Origin of the sequence: Sphingobacterium sp. SYP-B4668 (assembly GCF_027627455.1) — a bacterium.
In the GTDB taxonomy this organism is placed as follows: Bacteria; Bacteroidota; Bacteroidia; order Sphingobacteriales; family Sphingobacteriaceae; genus Sphingobacterium.
Map to the genome: position 1 here is coordinate 1,062,286 of NZ_CP115483.1, position 18,269 is coordinate 1,080,554.

At 38.6% G+C, this 18,269-nt stretch carries 15 protein-coding genes; 3 read left to right on the top strand and 12 right to left on the bottom strand.

The features are described from left to right. A complete protein-coding gene (locus OQ289_RS04560) occupies positions 1–1,896 on the top strand; it encodes a RecQ family ATP-dependent DNA helicase (RefSeq protein WP_270089602.1) in 1,896 nt (631 codons plus the stop codon). A gap of 36 nt (positions 1,897–1,932) precedes the next feature. Here OQ289_RS04560 and OQ289_RS04565 read toward each other — a convergent pair whose 3' ends face one another. The 7 genes from OQ289_RS04565 to OQ289_RS04595 form a co-directional block, all read right to left on the bottom strand. Further along, complete coding sequence (locus OQ289_RS04565; RefSeq protein WP_270089603.1) at positions 1,933–2,493, bottom strand: YdeI/OmpD-associated family protein; 561 nt, start codon at positions 2,491–2,493, stop codon at positions 1,933–1,935. A gap of 91 nt (positions 2,494–2,584) precedes the next feature. Next, on the bottom strand, positions 2,585–4,519 hold the full coding sequence (rpsA, locus tag OQ289_RS04570) for a 30S ribosomal protein S1 (RefSeq protein WP_033564865.1): 1,935 nt from the start codon (positions 4,517–4,519) through the stop codon (positions 2,585–2,587). 134 nt (positions 4,520–4,653) lie between these two features. After that, positions 4,654–6,792, bottom strand: a complete 2,139-nt coding sequence (locus OQ289_RS04575) for a hybrid sensor histidine kinase/response regulator (protein ID WP_270089604.1) — start codon at positions 6,790–6,792, stop codon at positions 4,654–4,656. Between the two features lie 70 nt (positions 6,793–6,862). Beyond that, positions 6,863–7,831, bottom strand: a complete 969-nt coding sequence (locus tag OQ289_RS04580; RefSeq protein WP_270089605.1) for a YihY/virulence factor BrkB family protein — start codon at positions 7,829–7,831, stop codon at positions 6,863–6,865. Further along, entirely contained in the window at positions 7,831–8,241 is a 411-nt protein-coding gene (locus tag OQ289_RS04585) for an acyl-CoA thioesterase (protein WP_270089606.1), read from the bottom strand. Before OQ289_RS04585 ends, OQ289_RS04580 begins: the two co-directional genes overlap by 1 nt. Before the next feature lie 13 nt (positions 8,242–8,254). Beyond that, the gene (gene mltG / locus OQ289_RS04590) at positions 8,255–9,277 is read right to left on the bottom strand and encodes an endolytic transglycosylase MltG (RefSeq protein ID WP_270089607.1); all 1,023 of its coding nucleotides are present in this window, start codon (positions 9,275–9,277) and stop codon (positions 8,255–8,257) included. Positions 9,278–9,301: 24 nt separating this feature from the next. Beyond that, positions 9,302–10,060, bottom strand: a complete 759-nt coding sequence (locus tag OQ289_RS04595) for a PASTA domain-containing protein (RefSeq protein WP_033564870.1) — start codon at positions 10,058–10,060, stop codon at positions 9,302–9,304. 296 nt (positions 10,061–10,356) lie between these two features. On the opposite strand from OQ289_RS04595, the gene OQ289_RS04600 reads away from it, so the two are divergent. Next, on the top strand, positions 10,357–11,361 hold the full coding sequence (locus OQ289_RS04600) for a D-alanine--D-alanine ligase (RefSeq protein WP_270089608.1): 1,005 nt from the start codon (positions 10,357–10,359) through the stop codon (positions 11,359–11,361). A 69-nt stretch (positions 11,362–11,430) separates the two neighbouring features. On the opposite strand, the gene OQ289_RS04605 is transcribed toward OQ289_RS04600, so the two are convergent. From OQ289_RS04605 to OQ289_RS04620, 4 genes are all read right to left on the bottom strand, one after another. After that, a complete protein-coding gene (locus OQ289_RS04605) occupies positions 11,431–12,684 on the bottom strand; it encodes a serine hydrolase (RefSeq protein WP_270089609.1) in 1,254 nt (417 codons plus the stop codon). Between the two features lie 169 nt (positions 12,685–12,853). Continuing rightward, complete coding sequence (locus OQ289_RS04610) at positions 12,854–14,179, bottom strand: cryptochrome/photolyase family protein (RefSeq protein WP_270089610.1); 1,326 nt, start codon at positions 14,177–14,179, stop codon at positions 12,854–12,856. Continuing rightward, a complete protein-coding gene (locus tag OQ289_RS04615) occupies positions 14,176–14,676 on the bottom strand; it encodes a dihydrofolate reductase (RefSeq protein WP_270089611.1) in 501 nt (166 codons plus the stop codon). The genes OQ289_RS04610 and OQ289_RS04615 overlap by 4 nt, the downstream gene beginning before the upstream one ends. Before the next feature lie 99 nt (positions 14,677–14,775). Further along, positions 14,776–15,597 carry a thymidylate synthase gene (locus tag OQ289_RS04620; RefSeq protein ID WP_270089612.1) on the bottom strand — a complete coding sequence of 274 codons (822 nt, stop codon included), beginning with the start codon at positions 15,595–15,597 and terminating at the stop codon, positions 14,776–14,778. Positions 15,598–15,707: 110 nt separating this feature from the next. Between OQ289_RS04620 and mtaB the strand changes: the two genes are divergently transcribed. After that, on the top strand, positions 15,708–17,027 hold the full coding sequence (mtaB, locus tag OQ289_RS04625) for a tRNA (N(6)-L-threonylcarbamoyladenosine(37)-C(2))-methylthiotransferase MtaB (RefSeq protein WP_270089613.1): 1,320 nt from the start codon (positions 15,708–15,710) through the stop codon (positions 17,025–17,027). Here mtaB and OQ289_RS04630 read toward each other — a convergent pair. After that, a complete protein-coding gene (locus OQ289_RS04630; protein ID WP_270089614.1) occupies positions 17,024–17,932 on the bottom strand; it encodes an EamA family transporter in 909 nt (302 codons plus the stop codon). The two genes, mtaB and OQ289_RS04630, sit on opposite strands and share 4 nt — an antisense overlap. Positions 17,933–18,269: the final 337 nt, after the last annotated feature.

The following is an 18,269-nucleotide window of genomic DNA, read 5'->3' on the forward strand; positions in this document are numbered from 1 at the left end:
ATGAATAGCAAAGCAATTCTACAGCAATATTGGGGGTATGACTCGTTTCGTCCGCTGCAGGAGGAAATAATTGAGTCTATTCTAACTGGGAGAGATACCCTTGCGCTGATGCCTACTGGCGGAGGTAAATCCCTGTGTTATCAAGTGCCAGCTCTCATGAAAGAAGGCATATGTATAGTCATCAGTCCCTTAATTGCTTTGATGAAGGATCAGGTCGAGCAGCTGAAGAAGCGAGGCATTGAAGCGGTTGCTATTTTTTCGGGAATGACGGCAAGAGAAGTTGATATTACTTTGGACAATTGTATCTTCGGCAAGATTAAGTTCTTGTATCTCGCGCCCGAACGGTTGTATAGTGATTTGGTAAGGGAGCGCATTCGATATATGAAGGTCAATCTTTTCGCAATCGACGAGGCCCATTGTATATCGCAGTGGGGATATGATTTTCGTCCCTCTTATCTTCAACTGATATCACTTCGTGAATTACATGCTGATATCCCTTTTCTAGCAGTTACGGCTTCAGCGACGACAAGAGTGGTGGAAGATATTCAAGACAAGCTCCAATTTAAAGCACCACACGTTTTTAGGATGAGCTTTGAACGGAAGAATTTGGGCTATATGGCATTATCAGAAGAAGATAAATGGGGACGGATGATTCGTATTATTCAGAAGCAGGGAGGAGCTGGGGTCATCTATGTGCGAAATCGACGAGAAACCCAAGAAATAGCCCGACACTTGCTTAACCATGGAATACCGGCTGATTATTATCATGCGGGATTGAGTACTTCAGTACGTGCACAAAAACAGGATGAATGGATGAATAACAAGTCTCGTGTAATTGTCGCGACAAATGCTTTTGGAATGGGCATTGATAAATCAGATGTACGGTTTGTTATCCACATGGATATTCCTGATTCTCTTGAAGCCTATTACCAGGAGGCTGGTAGAGCCGGGCGTGATGGTAAAAAAGCCTTTCCGGTATTACTTTATCAACAGCAAGATCGCGATCGACTCTGGAATAGTTTGGTGTCATCATTTCCCTCGGTTATATTTATCCAACAAGCTTACCATCATCTTTGTAACCATTTTCAGATAGCTTACGGTGCTGGAGAGGGGACAATATTCGATTTTGACGTAATAGAATTTGCAAAGAAGTACAAAATTGACTTGGTAGAAACCATGAGTGCACTTAAGTTTTTGGAGAGAGATGGATGGGTATCTCTTTCCGATGCGGTATTTATACCGGCCCGATTTAAGTTTGAAATAGACTATCAAGAGTTGTATAAGTATCAAATCAGTAATGCAAAATTTGATGGACTGATTAAAGCTATCTTACGGTCGTATGGTGGCGTTTTCGATTTTCATATCCATATCAACGAGTATGAATTTGCCAAGAAATTGAAGATGCCATATGAAGAAATCGTTAAGATGCTAATGGATTTGCAAAAGCAAGGAGTAGCTACATATTTGAAGTCTACCGATGCTCCTCAGCTACAATTCTTGCAAAATCGTGTCGATTATAAAAACCTTTACATTGATACCCAGTTCATCAAAGAGCGAAAGGTGGTTAAAGAAGAGCAACTAAGGGCTATATATAATTATTTAGATGCTAAAGAGTGCCGTAGTATTGCGCTCCTACAATATTTTGGAGAGCAGAATACTCCCGCATGTGGCGAGTGCGACCTGTGCCTGACTAGGAAGCATCGAAATAATCAAGAACGAAAGATTCGTCATGAAATACAGCATCTCCTCATTGATAGCCCCTTAGGGATACATCATCTTGTGGATCGGTTGACCATTGGAGATGACGATATAAGACTGAAAGTCATTCGAAAGTTATTGGACGAAGAGTTGCTCATTGTCCAAGATGAGCATTATTATTGGAAGACAGTGTTCTAATAAAGAGCAAAGATGTGCTTGTAGCGTATTATTCCACTACTTGTACTTATCATTTAGGCCTTTGCCCTCTAAAATGATATGTCTTATCTTTTCAATCCGTGTGTACTTAGTTTTTTCTTGCTTGGCCTCTTCTATATACTCGTTATATTCATTTTGCTTAGCTGCACTTAATCTTGAGAAAGCCTCTCCAAAACTTTTGTTCTCTGTTAAGGCAGCTTGTAGGATTTCAGGGATTGGAATATAGGCCTTTTTTCCTGGTTTAGGTCTTAGTCCGGCGTTTTCAGTTTGAATTGCTTCATCGATATATTTTAGAATCATCTTTTCATCTATCTGTTCCCGATTTGTAAATCGCCATTGTCGTAGATTCTTAGTTTTCTCTCCTTGCGTTGCGGTAAGTACATTTGCAGTATCGGGCAGGTGCGATCCGTTGAAGAACCATAATGCAAAATGGTTTTTGAATCCCGCATATGAAATCACGTTTTTACCATTATAAGTGAAGACGGGACCTCCCCACTTCCTTGTTTCCATCAAAGGTGCTTTTAGTATGATGGTATGCAATAGTTCTAATTCTTTGTTCCATTTATTGGTCTTGTCCATTGTGTTTATATGATTAGGATACCCTGCTAATATAAATAAAAAAACCCCTAGTGATTTCACTAGGGGTTTGAAGTATTGGATAATCTAAAAATTATTTAGATTTCTTTTCGTCACCTTCCATTTGCTCTTTCAATTGTGCTAGAACGTCTAAGTCACCTAAAGTAGATTTCTCAACCGAGTCTTTCACTTTTTTCACAGCAGAAGTAGCCGCTTTTGCTTCTTTTTTACGTGCATTGAATTCTTCCACACGAGCTTCAGCTCTCTCATCTTCCCAAATACGAGAGTGAGATATAACCAAGCGTTTGTTTTCTTTGTTGAATTCAATGATTTTGAACTGGTTAACTTCGTCAACTTTCAATGCAGTACCGTCTTCTTTTACAGAATGTTTAGATGGACAGAATCCTTCAACACCATATTGTAGAGCTACGATATCGCCTTTTTCACCAACTTTCAATACAGTACCTTCGTGAACAGAGTCAATTGTAAAGATAGTCTCGAAAGTGTCCCAAGGGTTCTCTTCTAATTGTTTGTGACCTAAGCTTAATTTTCTGTTGTCTTCATCTAATTCTAAAACAACAACTTCTAATGTTTCACCAACTTTAGTGAATTCGTTAGGGTGGTTGATTTTCTTAGACCAAGAAAGATCTGAAATATGGATTAGACCATCGATACCTTCTTCAAGTTCAACAAATACACCGAAGTTAGTCATGTTCTTCACAACAGCTTTTTGTTGTGAGCCTACAGGGTAACGATCAGTGATGTTTTTCCAAGGGTCAGGAGTCAATTGTTTAATACCTAGGCTCATCTTGCGTTCGTCTCTGTCCAAAGTCAATACTTCGGCTTCGATTTCATCACCTACTTTTAAGAACTCTTGTGGAGAACGTAAGTTTTGTGACCAAGACATTTCAGATACGTGGATTAATCCTTCAACACCCGGGATAATTTCTAAGAAAGCACCATAATCAGCAACTGTTACGATTTTTCCTTTTACTTTAGAACCAATCACAAGGTCTTTATCCAATGACTCCCAAGGGTGCTCAGATAGTTGTTTCAATCCTAATGCAATACGTTTTTTCTCGTCATCAAAATCTAATACAACAACGTTGATTGTTTGATCTAGTGATAACACTTCTTTTGGATGCTCGATACGACCCCAAGAAATATCTGTGATATGAAGAAGTCCGTCTACACCACCTAAGTCGATGAACACACCGAAATCTGTAATATTTTTAACAGTACCCTCTAATACTTGACCTTTTTCTAATTTAGCAACGATTTCAGATTTTTGGTTTTCCAAATCATCTTCAATCAATACTTTGTGAGATACGACAACGTTTTTAAATTCGTGGTTGATTTTAACAACTTTGAATTCCATTGTTTTACCAACGTAGATGTCGTAATCGCGGATAGGTTTGATATCGATTTGAGATCCAGGTAAGAAAGCCTCTACACCTTTGATATCCACGATAAGCCCCCCTTTAGTACGGCTCTTAACAAAACCATCGATGATTGCATCATTTTCCAATGCTTCATTGATAGCTTCCCAAGATTTTTGAGTTTTAGCGCGTTTGCGAGACAACACCAACTGACCGTTAGCATCTTCTTGTGACTCTACAAAAACGTCAACTTTGTCACCAACTTTCAAGTCAGGTAGATCACGGAATTCAGAAAGTGCAACTAAACCGTCTGATTTGAAACCAACGTTCAAGACAACATCTTTGTTGTTAACCGATACTACAATACCTTCAATGATCTCCCCTTGGTTGATTTGGTTGAAAGTTCCAGCATATTGCTCTTCTAATTTAGTGCGTTCTGCGTCGCTGTAGCTTCCGAATTTTTTCTCGTCAAGATCCCAATCGAATTCACCTTCAGGTGTAATCCAAGTGTTGGATTTGATTTCGTCGATTAATTTCGAATCAGCTTCTGATTCAATTTTTTCTGTGTCTTTCACCACTTTGGTGTCAGCACCGTGTAGCTCTGCGTTTTTCGCTGCTAACTCTTTTTCTGCTTCTTGTTTTTTTGCCATTAATTATTTTATCTCCTTTTCCCAACTCAGTTGGGACTGCAAAAATACGAAAAACTTTTATTAACAAGTATTTATGTGAAAAAAATATTGACTTTATGATGAAATCATACTGTAAGGTGATTCAAGTCGGACTATTAAATCACTTCAGACCTTGATTTTAAGGTCAATAGGATGGTATCCACTAGTTTTTTTTCATTAAATGGTTTGATTAATATACCATCAAATTTTAGTCCATGTTTCAGTTCGAGAGCTTTAACTTGTTCATTATCAGATGATGTTGCTATAGTGAATATATGGTTGTATTTTTCGTCCTTCCGAATGCGCACCAAGAGCTCGTCTCCCGCCATCAGCGGCATATTGATATCTGTGATGACTACATCAATTCTCTTTTCTAATATAATTTTCAATGCTTCAATTCCATTTGTAGCAGTTTCCACAAATGGATGCTGTGCAAAAAATTGCTTCATATAAAGTAGATTCAATGCGTTATCATCTACAATCAACCAAGAAATGTCCTTCCCAAGTTCAGCAATTGAGTTTACACGTTCAGTGCTAGGTAGCTTGGGTCTTTTTGCGGCAGGGATTGGTATCTCAATTCGGAAGATTGTTCCTTGGTTCACAACACTGTTAAAATTGATTTTTCCTTTAAGGCTACTTGCCAGTTTTTTCGTAATGAACAAGCCTAATCCCACTCCACCTTCTACTTTGTTGGTCTTATTGACGGTGAAGTATTTTCTGAAGATGGTTTTTTCAAGGTCTTCAGAAATTCCTATACCCTCATCTTTGACAATTAAGAGTAATTGATGATTTTTATCGTTAATCTTGACTGTTGTTGTGATATTTCCTTTTTGCGAATATTTGATAGCATTTGAAATAAGATTGTTCAAGATATGCCTAATTTTGAACTCATCCGAATGTATCACTGTATTTTTGCTCTTTTCAATAACATATTTTAAGGACAAGTTTTTGAGTTCGGCCTGATTCCGATATTGTTCGGTAACGTCAATCAATAATTCGTTGATATCAAAGTCGCTGAGCAATAGATTACTATCTGCCCCATCAACTTTGCTGAGGTTGAGAATGTCATTTATGGTTTTGGAAGTACTTTGGATACTGGAATATGCCGACTCAAGCAATAGACGGTCTTTATTGGTGTAAAGATCTCCTCTCTTTTTGAGTAAATCTATAATTCCTATTAAGGAGTTGATAGGTGTCCGAATTTCATGTGTAATTTCAGCCAAAGTATCTGTTTTTTCTTCTGCAAGATTGTTGGCATATAGCTTTTCTTCGATCAGTTTCCGTTCATAATAATTGCTGTATAATTGGTAGTAAGCAATAAAGCAAATCATGATAAACATAAATATCATACTACTCACCAATGTCCATTTAAATTGATTTGTTTTTTGAAACAACACTTTGGTTTCTGTACTCGTGTTGGCATGCTTTTGTAACATCTGCCTATCATGTACATCACGAATGATTTTATTGAGCTCGTAAAGGAGTACGAAATTTGTAGATAGTAATTCTCTTTCCTTTTGTCTAAGGTCGTAAAATGATTTTTTAAGTTCCGATAGCCTATCTTGTGTGTGTTTTTTAGCGTTTACTATTTGCGTTTGATATTGCTGTTCAAGCTGTTGTTGTTCGACTTCAATGGCCTCCAGATTGGGAAGTTTAATGGTATCCGCTTTATTGTCGAACAGCCTTTTGAAGAAGGATTTTTTCTTTATTACTACGTATGACTGCTCCTTAGGAACTTTCTTTTTTTCGATTTTTGGTGGGGGCGGAGTAAAATCCTTGTTGTAAATAAGTAATTGAGGGTAGTTTTTTAGCGTATCAGAAAAGTCAAGTATCTCAGTGATTCGTAATCTTAACAATACGAAATCATCCGCTATTTGTCGTCGTCGTTCAATATTATCATTGTATGAACTTGAGGATTTGTCACTGTTTTCAAAGACAATCAACATGGAGTCTATCACACCATTAATATCCAATAATGTGTGTTCATATTTTTGATAATTTTCCTTGTCAAAATCTATCGAGAATAGACGGAAATAATTCTCAGCTTCATTATATTTAGTCAATATGTTTGAAAAATCGCTGTTTTCTTCATTGATGGAGCTATAGATGTTTTCTAATCTCTTCTGAATATTCTGGTATTGTTGAAATGAAATGAGAAAGACCAGCACGATAAATGCAAACAAAACAATAGTGGAGAAAAGAAGTAGATTTCTTACTCTATTACTCTTTTGGTACGATACATTTGTTTTTTTCATAAGACGAAAGAGATACAAAATAAAGCTTTATTATTAAGCCGACTCTTATCAATCTTTGAAAATGTAGCGTCTAATCTACAGGCTTGAATGAATTATAGGTGCGTGGTCTCACTATTTTAATGCTTTGCTTGGACAGCGCGATACTGGCATTGAGTTCGTAGCCCACAAGAAGGATAAGGGAGTTGAGATACATCCAAATCATGATGACGATAATAGTTCCAATTGAGCCATATAGCTTATTGTATGCCCCGAAATGATTGATGTAATATGCGAATCCCGAGAAGGTGAGGATGGCAAGAATTGTGGCAAGTGTAGCTCCAGGACTAAATAATTTCCATTTGCGATTTGAAGCCGGTCCAAATTTATAGAGACAACTTACCGTAAAGAAGTATGTGCTAAATAGAATTAACCATCTTGCGGCCTTAATTATGAATGTCCAGAACCAAGAAGCGTCTACCGATATGTTGGATTTCAAATAATTGATGACAATGCCTGCAAATGTAAATATACTCATACCCACCGTTAACGCGAAGATAATGATGAATGACAAAACCAATGCCACTAAGCGCTGTTTGATCCAGCTTCTATTCTCAGTCGTCAGCGATGCTTTGTTAAATGCTAACATCAGGGTGTGCATGCCGTTGGTCGAGAAAAACGTTGCCAAGACAAAACCAAAGGAAAGAAGTCCCCCATTCTGATTTTTGATAATATCTTCCAAGGTAGTTTGGATTACACCAAATGCATTGTGCGGTATGATTACTTTTAGAAATTCTAATAGCTGTTCTTGAAAATTGTCAATGGGTATGTAGGGTATCAATGTAAAAAGGAAAATGATAGCCGGAAACATAGCCAGTAGAAAATTGTATGCTAAAGAAGAAGCCTTATTTATAATGGATTCCCGAGCAATCTCCTGAAAAAAAAACGTTCCAACCGTATATAAAGGAAGTGAGCCAAAGCCGGGAAGCACTACGCCCTTAGTCCATTCGATAAAATGGTCGTATGGTTTGAAAGAGAGCAATATATGATGAAACCGGTTCATTAATCTCCAAAATAAGCGGACATTTTTTCTTGAAAAATAGCTGGAGGTAGGCAGGGTTTATTTTTGACAATATCTACAAATACAAGCTCCGCCGAGCCTGTATTGATGAGTTCACCGGCCTCATTAAAGAGTTCGTGTTCAAATTTTAATCGTATAGATGGCTTGACCCTGATTTTTGTCTTGATGGTAATCAATTCATCGTAGCGCGCTGGTTTCAGATATCTGCAGTTTAGTTCCAAGACAGGCAGCATCACACCCATTTCTTCCAGTTCTTTGTACGATATTCCAGTACTTCGTAGCATTTCTGTACGAGCTACTTCATAGAAAGCAGCATAATTACCATAGTACATATAGCCCATTTGGTCCGTTTCAGCATATCTTACACGTAGTTGATTCTCGAATACAAACATGGATATCTACCTTTTATTTTTTTATATTTCTTTCATTCAGTTTCTGTTGATATTTACGAGCATAGGCAAGATGTTCGCTCTCAGTTCTGGAGAAATTGTGATATCCTGAAAAATCTTCCTTAGCGACCATGTAAATGAAATCGTGGTGTTCATAGTTCAAGACGGCATCTATGGAAGCAATGGTAGGCAGGCTGATAGGTCCTGGAGGCAACCCTCTATTGAGGTAGGTATTATATGGAGATTCTGTCCGGAGATGTTTATTTAAAACCCGACGAATTGTAAAATCTTTTGTTGCAAATATGACTGTGGGGTCTGCTTGCAGAAGCATGCCTTTTTTCAATCTGTTGATATACAATCCCGCGATGGTGGGCATCTCATTTTTATGTAGCGCCTCACCTTTGACGATGGAAGCCAATACACTGACTTCTTGTGGAGTCAAATTGATAGCCCGAGCTTTGGCCATACGGTCTTCATTCCAAAACTTATTATATTCGTCGTGGAATCGGGCAAACATCTTTTCTGGAGCAGTATTCCAATAAATCTCGTAAGTATTTGGGATAAACATCGAAAAGAAATTCTCCTGTGTAAATCCATACTTTTCGGCTGTAGTTGGGTCATTTAATAAGGAGATGAAAGCAGTAGAGTCCGCTTCAAAATTTTTGCCCAGCAATGCTGCAAAATTCTCTTTTAGCCTTACCGTTTCAAATCTAAATTTTACAGCTTCTTGATATCCCCCCCTTAAATTGCCGATAAGACGACGATTGTTCATCCCCGGAGTCAATTTATATCGCCCTGGCTTTACGTTGTTTTTATAATCCATCTTACCCGCTGCCACATCAAATAAATCGGGATTATCTACGATACCCTTTTCTGTGATTGTACGGAGTACTTTTTCGTAATTGTCTCCCTCACGTATGTAGAGGTACTCTTGCTGGTCTGTTACGCTAGCGCCAAAAAACGCTTCGTAGTAGCGCCATCCAAAATACCCACCGACAATGATGATCAGTGCTAATATAATTCCAAGCCACTTAGGCATTTTTCTCTTGTTTGACGTCATTTCTTATTGTTGTGAAAGTGATAGATTGATGGGGGTCCCCAAGCTCACCAACCCACCTGTGGTATCTGGGGTTTGGGCAGAAACTCTAGCAGCGGTAGAATCACTTATAGCACCTTGGTACTGGACAACACCTAGGTTAAGTCCTACACCTTGTAATGCAAATTTGGCTTCACTAAGCGTCAAGCCTATTAAGTTCGGGATATTAATTTCATCTTCACCACGACCATCACCCAATACGAGTTCGATGCGTGAGCCCTTGGGCACCATTCGGCCAGCTTTTAACTTTTGCCCAGCGAACTTAACATCCAGTACTACATCTTTGGCAATATCTGCCACGTATGTAGTGTCTCCCATACGGAATCCATGGTTTTTTAGAATCGCTGTAGCTTCAATTAAGGTTTTATCTATGATATTTGGAAAATCTGTCTCAGGGGCACTTTTGGTAATGATAGTTAAATAGATTGTACGGCCGCTTTTGACATGGAAATCTGCTTCAGGATCTTGTTCGATAACCAGACCTGGCTTTGCATCCATCTGATACACGGAGTCTACTTGGTAGTCAAGGTCCGCCTTTTCTAAAGCAGCAATAGCCTGTTCGATTGTCATTCCTTTTACCGTAGGTACTGGAATAGCTTCGTCATGTTTGGTGTAGATGCCCAATCCAAAGTATATGCCCAAGAATAGAATGACAAAGAAGACAATTGCTAATATTAAGTTCTTTCTGAACGTGTCAGTTCGTAGGTAAGTGAATATTTTTGACATTGTAAAAATTAAGAGTCTATTAGTACATTACGTAAATAAGACATGCAAAATTAAAGCCATCCTTTAATTTTGACCTCGTCTTTTTTAAACTAAAAATAAATTTGCTTTTATATACGACACCATCTATGTTGGATATAAAACAAATTTATTCATTTACCTATGGTGGACATCTTGCCCACGAATCGGCTTTCCGCTGCTTCTGAAAGATGACTTTTACTGCGGAAATATTAAAACAAAATTATTCGTTTTTCCGTGTATAGCAAATTATATTTGCTATTAAGAATCACTAAATTTTTATGAAAGCAAAAATAGCATTATTAACTGGAGGATATACAGGCGAATCGGAAGTTTCTTTCAAAAGTTCAGCTTTCGTATATGCTAAGATAGACCATGAAAAATATGATGTCTACCTTATTACGATTACTAAAGAACAATGGTTTTATGTTAATGACGCTGGAATTAAACATGTAATTTCAAGAGAAGATTTTACGCTTCAATTGGAAGACAGGAAAATTCATTTTGATTTAGCTTTTATTATGATCCACGGGACTCCAGGAGAAGATGGTAGACTGCAGGGATATTTTGACATGTTGGATATTCCATATACATCTTGTGACGCACTGACCTCATCATTGACGATGAATAAAGGATACACAAAATCTGTTTTGCAAGGAATTGACTATCTTCATATGGCAAAATCTGTTTTGTTGTTTGATTCCCAATATGATTATGCCGTTGAGTTGGTCGAGGCCAACCTGGCTCTTCCATATTTTGTGAAACCCAATGCCGGAGGCAGTAGTATTGGTATGACTAAGGTGAAGACCGCCACTGAGCTGCCTGATGCCATTGCCAAAGCATTTAATGCCGAAAATACAGGCAGGCAGGTGATTGTTGAAGAGTTTGTTACTGGACGTGAGTTTTCAGAGGGGGTATATAGAAATGAGCGAGGAGAGTTGGTCGTGTTGCCAGCGACAGAGGTAAGGACTACGCGAGAGTTTTTTGATTACGAAGCCAAGTATACGCCGGGTCTGACTGAAGAAATTACACCAGCAGATTTGACCACATTACAAACGACAAGAATTGCACAAATACTTAGAGAAATCTATGTACGACTCAACTGTAAAGGCATGGTTCGTATTGATTTTTTTCTTGAAAAGGACACGGATAAATTCTATTTTATTGAAATCAATACCATACCTGGTCAAACACCCCAAAGCTTCATCCCCCAACAAGTACGAGCGGCAGGGATGAGTGAGACAGAATTCTATGGGCAGTTGATCGAAGTCGCGTTAAAGAAGTAACTAAGGTGTAACGTTGCCTTATTGGGAAAGGGGAGATAATTACACTATGCTCCCTTTCCCAATTGTTTTTTACTTTAGTCTTTTTCTGAAATCAAACTTGCTCAGGTCAGGTTTTACTTCCTTCACCCGTTTCAACTCCTCTTGGTATAATATTTGACCCAAATTTTTCAAGAAGGGGTAAGTAACAGTTTCGTATTCATATATACCGTCATTGTATATCTCATTGGCATTGGCTTGCACCACTACCGTGAGTAAAAACTCCACACCATTTTTAAAGTCTACGATATAGGCATTGTCAATATTGTATCCGTAGGAGTCTCCATACTTATTAAAGATTCGAATGTTCGGATTTAAAACTGCATTTTTTTCCCTTCCATAAAAGAGTAATTTACTATAGGTCGGCCAAAATTCCACAGTGTCATAGCTGGGATAATTGGATTCATGTGGATACCTAGACATGTAATCATATAATAGACAGTAGTCCCTTTCTTGTAGGCAGAATCGCTCTGATACAGGAAATGACTCTGGAAATAGTAGTTTTCTTAAAATCATCTGTTGGTCTTCAATAGTATATACATTCAGTCCTTCAAAGCTCCAAGGCTCATACACCACTTCATCTTTTTCGTTCATGTGACCCTTGCCCTGTACTGTGTTTTGTAAGGCAATGGGATAGTCACTAGCGTCATATTGAGCGGCCTGTTGATAGACAATCGTATCATTCAGGAAGAAGGTAATGGGATTGGTATGCTTAGACCAAATTCCTTTATCGCCAATCGCCAACCGATTCACAATACGGCTGTGTTTTGCTCCATGTTTTTTTAGCTTTTTATTGAGTTCCGCTCTACCAATAAACTCATAAAGTCTATTTTGGGCATCATTGTCACTTGTCAAGAGGATTTTACGGACATATTGAGCTATCGAAGGGAGTCCATTTATCGCAGACAGGTCAGTGTAGACACTAGATTGTTTGTCAAATGCCGAATCGATTCGTAGAGGAGTATCCGAAGTAAGCCCCTTTATGTTCAACTCATTGATTTTTTCCAATGCAAATATAGCGGTCGTTAATTTCACCGTGCTAGCTGGATAGAAATACCATTCTGAATCCAATCTATATGAAAAGGATTGAAAACTCGCAACATTCTCCTTATTTCGATTGATTTGTGTAAATAGGATTTGCACCTCGTGATGTCGAGGATGATTAAGGACGTCTGCGAAGACATCAGAATGTTTTTGCAGGAGCTGCTTTAAGTAGGTAGTATCTGTGCTTTGTGCGAAGCTATTCATAGCAAGTAAACTCAATAGTAAACAACATGTCTTTTTCATTTGGTTAGGCATTGGATATTTTAAAGTATTCACGAATAGTTCCCATCCAGGTGCGAGTGGGGTAGTCCATTTAGGTGAATGAATAATGATGATACACAGGTCGAGCGCTGATGTTCAAAGCTTACTCTTGAGTGAAGGTAGTTGAAATTTGCATAAAAATGCAAATAGGCTAAGAATTCGAGAGTGCCGATTTGTAACGCGCAAGAGCTCGCTCTCTAGCCCAAGAGTGGTCGACAATGGGTTGAGGGTAAGTTAGTTCTTGAAACTCGGGAACCCATTTTTTAATATAAATCAATTGAGGGTCAAATTTTTTCAACTGCAACGTTGGATTGAATATGCGGAAATATGGAGCTGCGTCCATACCACACCCCGCAGCCCATTGCCAATTGCCGACATTGGCACTTTGATCATAGTCGAGCAACTTTTGAGCGAAGTAAGCCTCACCCCATCGCCAATCAATGAGCAAGTGTTTGCATAGAAAGCTAGCAGTAAGCATACGGACACGATTGTGCATAAAACCCGTAGCATTCAACTCGCGCATTCCTGCATCGACGAGCGGGTATCCTGTCTTTCCTTTACACCAAGCTTCGAATTGTAGCGTGTCATTCTCCCAAATAATGTAATCGTACTTTTTGTAAAAAGCGGTATTAATCATATTGGGGAAATGCCACAAGTTCATCATGAAAAATTCTCGCCAAATCAGTTCGCTTAGAAAAGTACGATCTTGATTTGCATAAGCTTTGGAAACTAGATTTCGTATGCTAATAGTTCCAAATCGCAAATGTAATCCCAGACGAGAAGTGCCCTTATCTAGCCCAGGTATATCTCTTGTATTGGGATAGTGAGTTATGATATCACCAGTTATCACATCAGGTGGAAATTCGATATTCGACTTTCTAAACCCGATTTGAGAAAGCGTATGTAGGACGTGTTTTGACGGGTAGAGCATGTCGAGTTGCTCCAGTGAGGGAAATACTAGAAGCTGTGTTTCATCTTGTTCGAGCCTATCTATCCATTTATTCTTATATGGTGTATAGACAGTATAAGGTGTGCCGTCACCTTTTACAATTTCCGCTCTATCGAAGATAACTTGGTCTTTGAACAAATAGAAATCTACATTGCTTCTAGATAGTAAGTTCTCAATTTCTTGGTCCCTTTGAGAAGCCAAAGGTTCATAGTCTCTATTGGCAAATACTGCCTTTGGAGCATATGTGGATAGTATTTCTTTCCATATTTTCTCAGGATCTCCAAAGTAAGTTTTGATACTTGAACCGTAAGGTTCCAATAGGCTCTGGATTTGCGAAAGCCGTTCATGAATGAACGTTACTCTTGCATCCTCCTTATTCTCAATTTGAGATAGTATACTGGTGTCAAAAATAAAAACAGGTTGCACTCTCCCCCCTGACACCAAAGCCCTGTATAAGGCATGATTGTCCGTCAGACGAAGGTCACGACGAAACCAATAAATAACTAATTCACCATCCGTCACATTCATTTGGCTTGGCGTACATATACTTGGAATGTATATGCAAATGCATGCTTTTCATCTGCCTCATGTCTTTCTTCACTTTCTAATAGCCATTCTTGTGGAGCAAGTTCTGGGAATTTTGCATCCCCATCTAATTCGGTATGTACACGAGTAAGCAATACTCGGTTTGCAAAAGGCAGGCTTTGCGCATAAATATTGGCACCGCCGATAATAAATATCTCCCGTTCATCTCGACAATAAAGCAAAGCTTCGTTCAGGCTATTGGCCGTATCCACCTCTAGCGGATTGAAGTCTTGATTACGAGTTACAACGATATTACGACGTTCGGGAAGGGGCTTACCAATGGCATCAAAAGTCTTTCTACCCATGATAACACTGTGTCCTAATGTGACTTTTTTGAAATATTTAAAATCATTAGGCAAGTGCCAAGGCATCTGATTGTTCTTTCCTATGATATTGTTCTCCGTAGCTGCTACGATTAAAGTTATGGTAAGATTGTTCATTGTTTTTGGAATAAGGATAATAGGATTAAGAGTAGAAAAAAGTAATTCAATATTTTTAATCTTCCTACTTCATTTTTAAATCTTAATCTTCTTTAATACCTATACAGCAACAGGTGCTTTGATATGCGGATGAGATTCATAGTTGACCAGTTCAAAATCTTCAAACTTAAAGTCAAATATATTCTTGACTACGGGATTTATTCTTATTTGTGGCAGAGCCAAAGGTGTTCTGCTTAATTGCAACTCTGTCTGTTCAAAGTGATTGCTGTAAATATGTGCATCCCCTAGGGTATGAATGAATTCGGAAGCCTCCATATCGCAAACTTGTGCTACCATCATTGTCAATAATGCATATGACGCAATATTGAAAGGCACGCCTAAGAAAATATCAGCACTTCGTTGATAGAGTTGACAAGAGAGCTGTGGTTTTAATATCCCTTTGTCTGGTTGTGCAGGTGCTACATAAAATTGAAAAAAAGCGTGACAGGGAGGTAAAGCCATATTTTCGATTTCTGCAACATTCCATGCTGATACAATAATCCTTCGTGAGTCAGGTGTATTTTTCAATTGTGAGATGATTTGTGCAATTTGATCGATATGTCGCCCGTCTGGTGTTGGCCAAGAACGCCATTGCGAGCCATATACAGGCCCTAGATTGCCCTCTTCATCAGCCCATTCATCCCAGATACTTACCCCATTTTCTTTTAAATATTGGATATTTGTTTCACCTTTTAAAAACCAGATAAGCTCGTGTAGGATCGAGCGAAGATGCAATTTTTTAGTCGTTACAAGTGGAAACCCCTCCTTCAAATCAAAACGCATCTGATAACCAAATACACTTTTCGTTCCGGTACCTGTACGGTCAGTTTTGACGACACCATGGTTATATACGTGCTGTAAGAGATCTAGATATTGTTTCATGATTTTTATTAAAAGACTAGACGAAGATAAGAGATTTAAGACCATTGAAGTGTCACAATTTTTCAACAACTCACATTTTGCCAGTTTTTATGTATTTTTGCAGAATTATCATGAACAAAAAAGTAGCTTTCTATACCCTTGGATGTAAACTCAATTTTTCAGAGACATCTTCTATTGGCCGTGTTTTTAAAGATGCAGGCTATGAAACCACATCTTTTAATAGCCAAGCAGATGTATATGTAATCAACACCTGTTCAGTTACTGACAATGCAGATAAGAAATGTAGGAAGGTCGTAAAAGAGGCTTTAAAATATTCGCCCAATGCATATATTACTATTGTAGGGTGTTATGCGCAGTTAAAGCCGCAAGAGATTGCGGATATTCCTGGAGTAGATATGGTATTAGGAGCTGCCGAGAAGTTCAACATCATAGCGCATATCAATGATTTGACCAAACAAGAGAAGACCATTGTTCATAATGCTCCTATTGATGAAACCAATCAATTCGTTTCCGCATATTCAATCGGCGATCGTACACGTACATTTTTGAAGGTGCAGGATGGCTGTGATTATTCCTGTACATTTTGTACCATTCCGTTGGCTCGTGGAGCAAGTCGTTCGGGTACCATTGAAGATATCGTTCGTCAAGCCAAAGAAATAGCCGATTCTGGTGTTAAGGAAATTGTATTGACGGGTGTTAATATCGGAGATTTTGGAATAAGGGACGGAAGACGAGAAGATCGGTTTTTGGACTTAGTTACCGCGTTGGATGAAGTAGACGGTATCGATCGTATTCGAATTTCATCTATAGAGCCCAATTTGTTATCAACCGATATCATTGAGTTTGTTGCACAATCTAAGCGATTTGTGCCCCATTTTCACATGCCCCTACAGTCGGGCAGCGACAAAGTATTAGGGCTTATGCGCCGCAGGTACAAACGTGAGTTGTACGCGGAGCGTGTAGAAAAAATAAAAGCTTTGATGCCTGATTGTTGCATAGGCGTAGATGTTATTGTTGGATTCCCTGGAGAGACCCGCGAAGACTTTTTGGATACCTATCAATTCCTCAACGAAATGGATATATCCTATCTGCATGTATTTACGTATTCCGAACGTGAAAATACCATTGCCTCACAAATGGAAGGTGTAGTACCAGGAGCGCAGCGTAGCGATAGAAGCAAAATGTTACATATTCTTTCAGAAAAAAAACGTCGAGCATTTTATGAGAAACAATTAGACAAGATTGGGCAAGTATTATTTGAAGGCGATGAGAAAGAAGGATACATGCATGGTTTTTCTAAAAACTATGTCAAAGTGCGCACTCCATATGACCCATTGTTGGTCAATGAAGTCATTCCCGTCAAATTTACATCTATAACGGATAGCTGTGAGGTCGAAGTAGAGGAGCTCCCTGAGGTGCTGGTTCATTAATGGTATCGGTAATCATCTTCTTTATTCCGAATATTCATCCAGACTACGATTATCAGAATCAAGACGACTCCTATCCACTGGAGAGAGGTTACAGGTTCCAGAAGTACAAAATAAGACATGCCGACCGCGACAGGAAGCTCTGCCGCACTTAAGATGCTGCTCAATGAAACTCCTATCTTGGGAATCCCGTATGCAAACAGTAGGGGAGGAAGTACAGTTCCGAATATAGAAAGTATGAGACCAAAGTGCCAGAGCCCATTTCCCAGTTCGCCGGAGAATAGGTTGAACGGTCGGAATAACGCAAAGATTAAAATGCAGGATCCAGTAACCATTAATGCACTTTTTTGAATGGGTGGGTAGTCGTTGCCCACACGTCCGTTGACGATTAAAAATACAGCATAGCCCGTAGCTGCCAATATCCCATAACCTACTCCCATTAAGTCAAAGGATTCAATTCCCTTATCTACTAAACCGGTAGCTAGGAGTGTACATATGAGAATGACTACAATGCCGATTGATTGCTTTTTACTAGGGACGACACGGAAGACAATGTATTCAATCAGTGCTCCTATCCAAATATATTGCATGAGTAAGACAATAGCCAATGATGCTGGGACTAGCGATACGCATTTATAGTATAAGATACTGACCAGTCCCGTAGAAAATCCGCTTATTACAATAGTCCACATCTTACTTCTTTTTGGGTAGCTATCTAATCTCTTTTTATTAAATAGTTGCATGCCAAGATAGATGATCCACAAGATTACCATTCCAAATAGTACTTGCATCCCGATAACTTCTGAAAGTGTGAAATTTTGGGAATATGCTTGTTTCACAAATGTGGATAGTATACCAAAACTACCTGCACCAATAAATACGGCTAATACCCCCTTTAATTTTTCCATATGCTAATGTTCGTGGCAAACCTAAATAATTTCCTTTACAATATGATTGCCTTAGTCTGTAAAATGGATTTATTAACATCTTCTTTTTCATTAGAGGTCTTATGTCAGAGGAAAAGTACGAATAGAGCAAGTTTCCCGTTAATATGTTGGTGCCATTTGACGTTTTAAGTACATTTGCATATGACCAACTTTTACATGAGGATGCGTTACATTTATTTTTGTTTAACATTTTTAGTATTGTTGACAGCGTGTAGTACACGTAAAAAGGTTTTGATAGGACCTAATAGTCGACCTATAGGTAGTAATGAGATTCTTTCGGATGCTAGTTCCGCTAGAA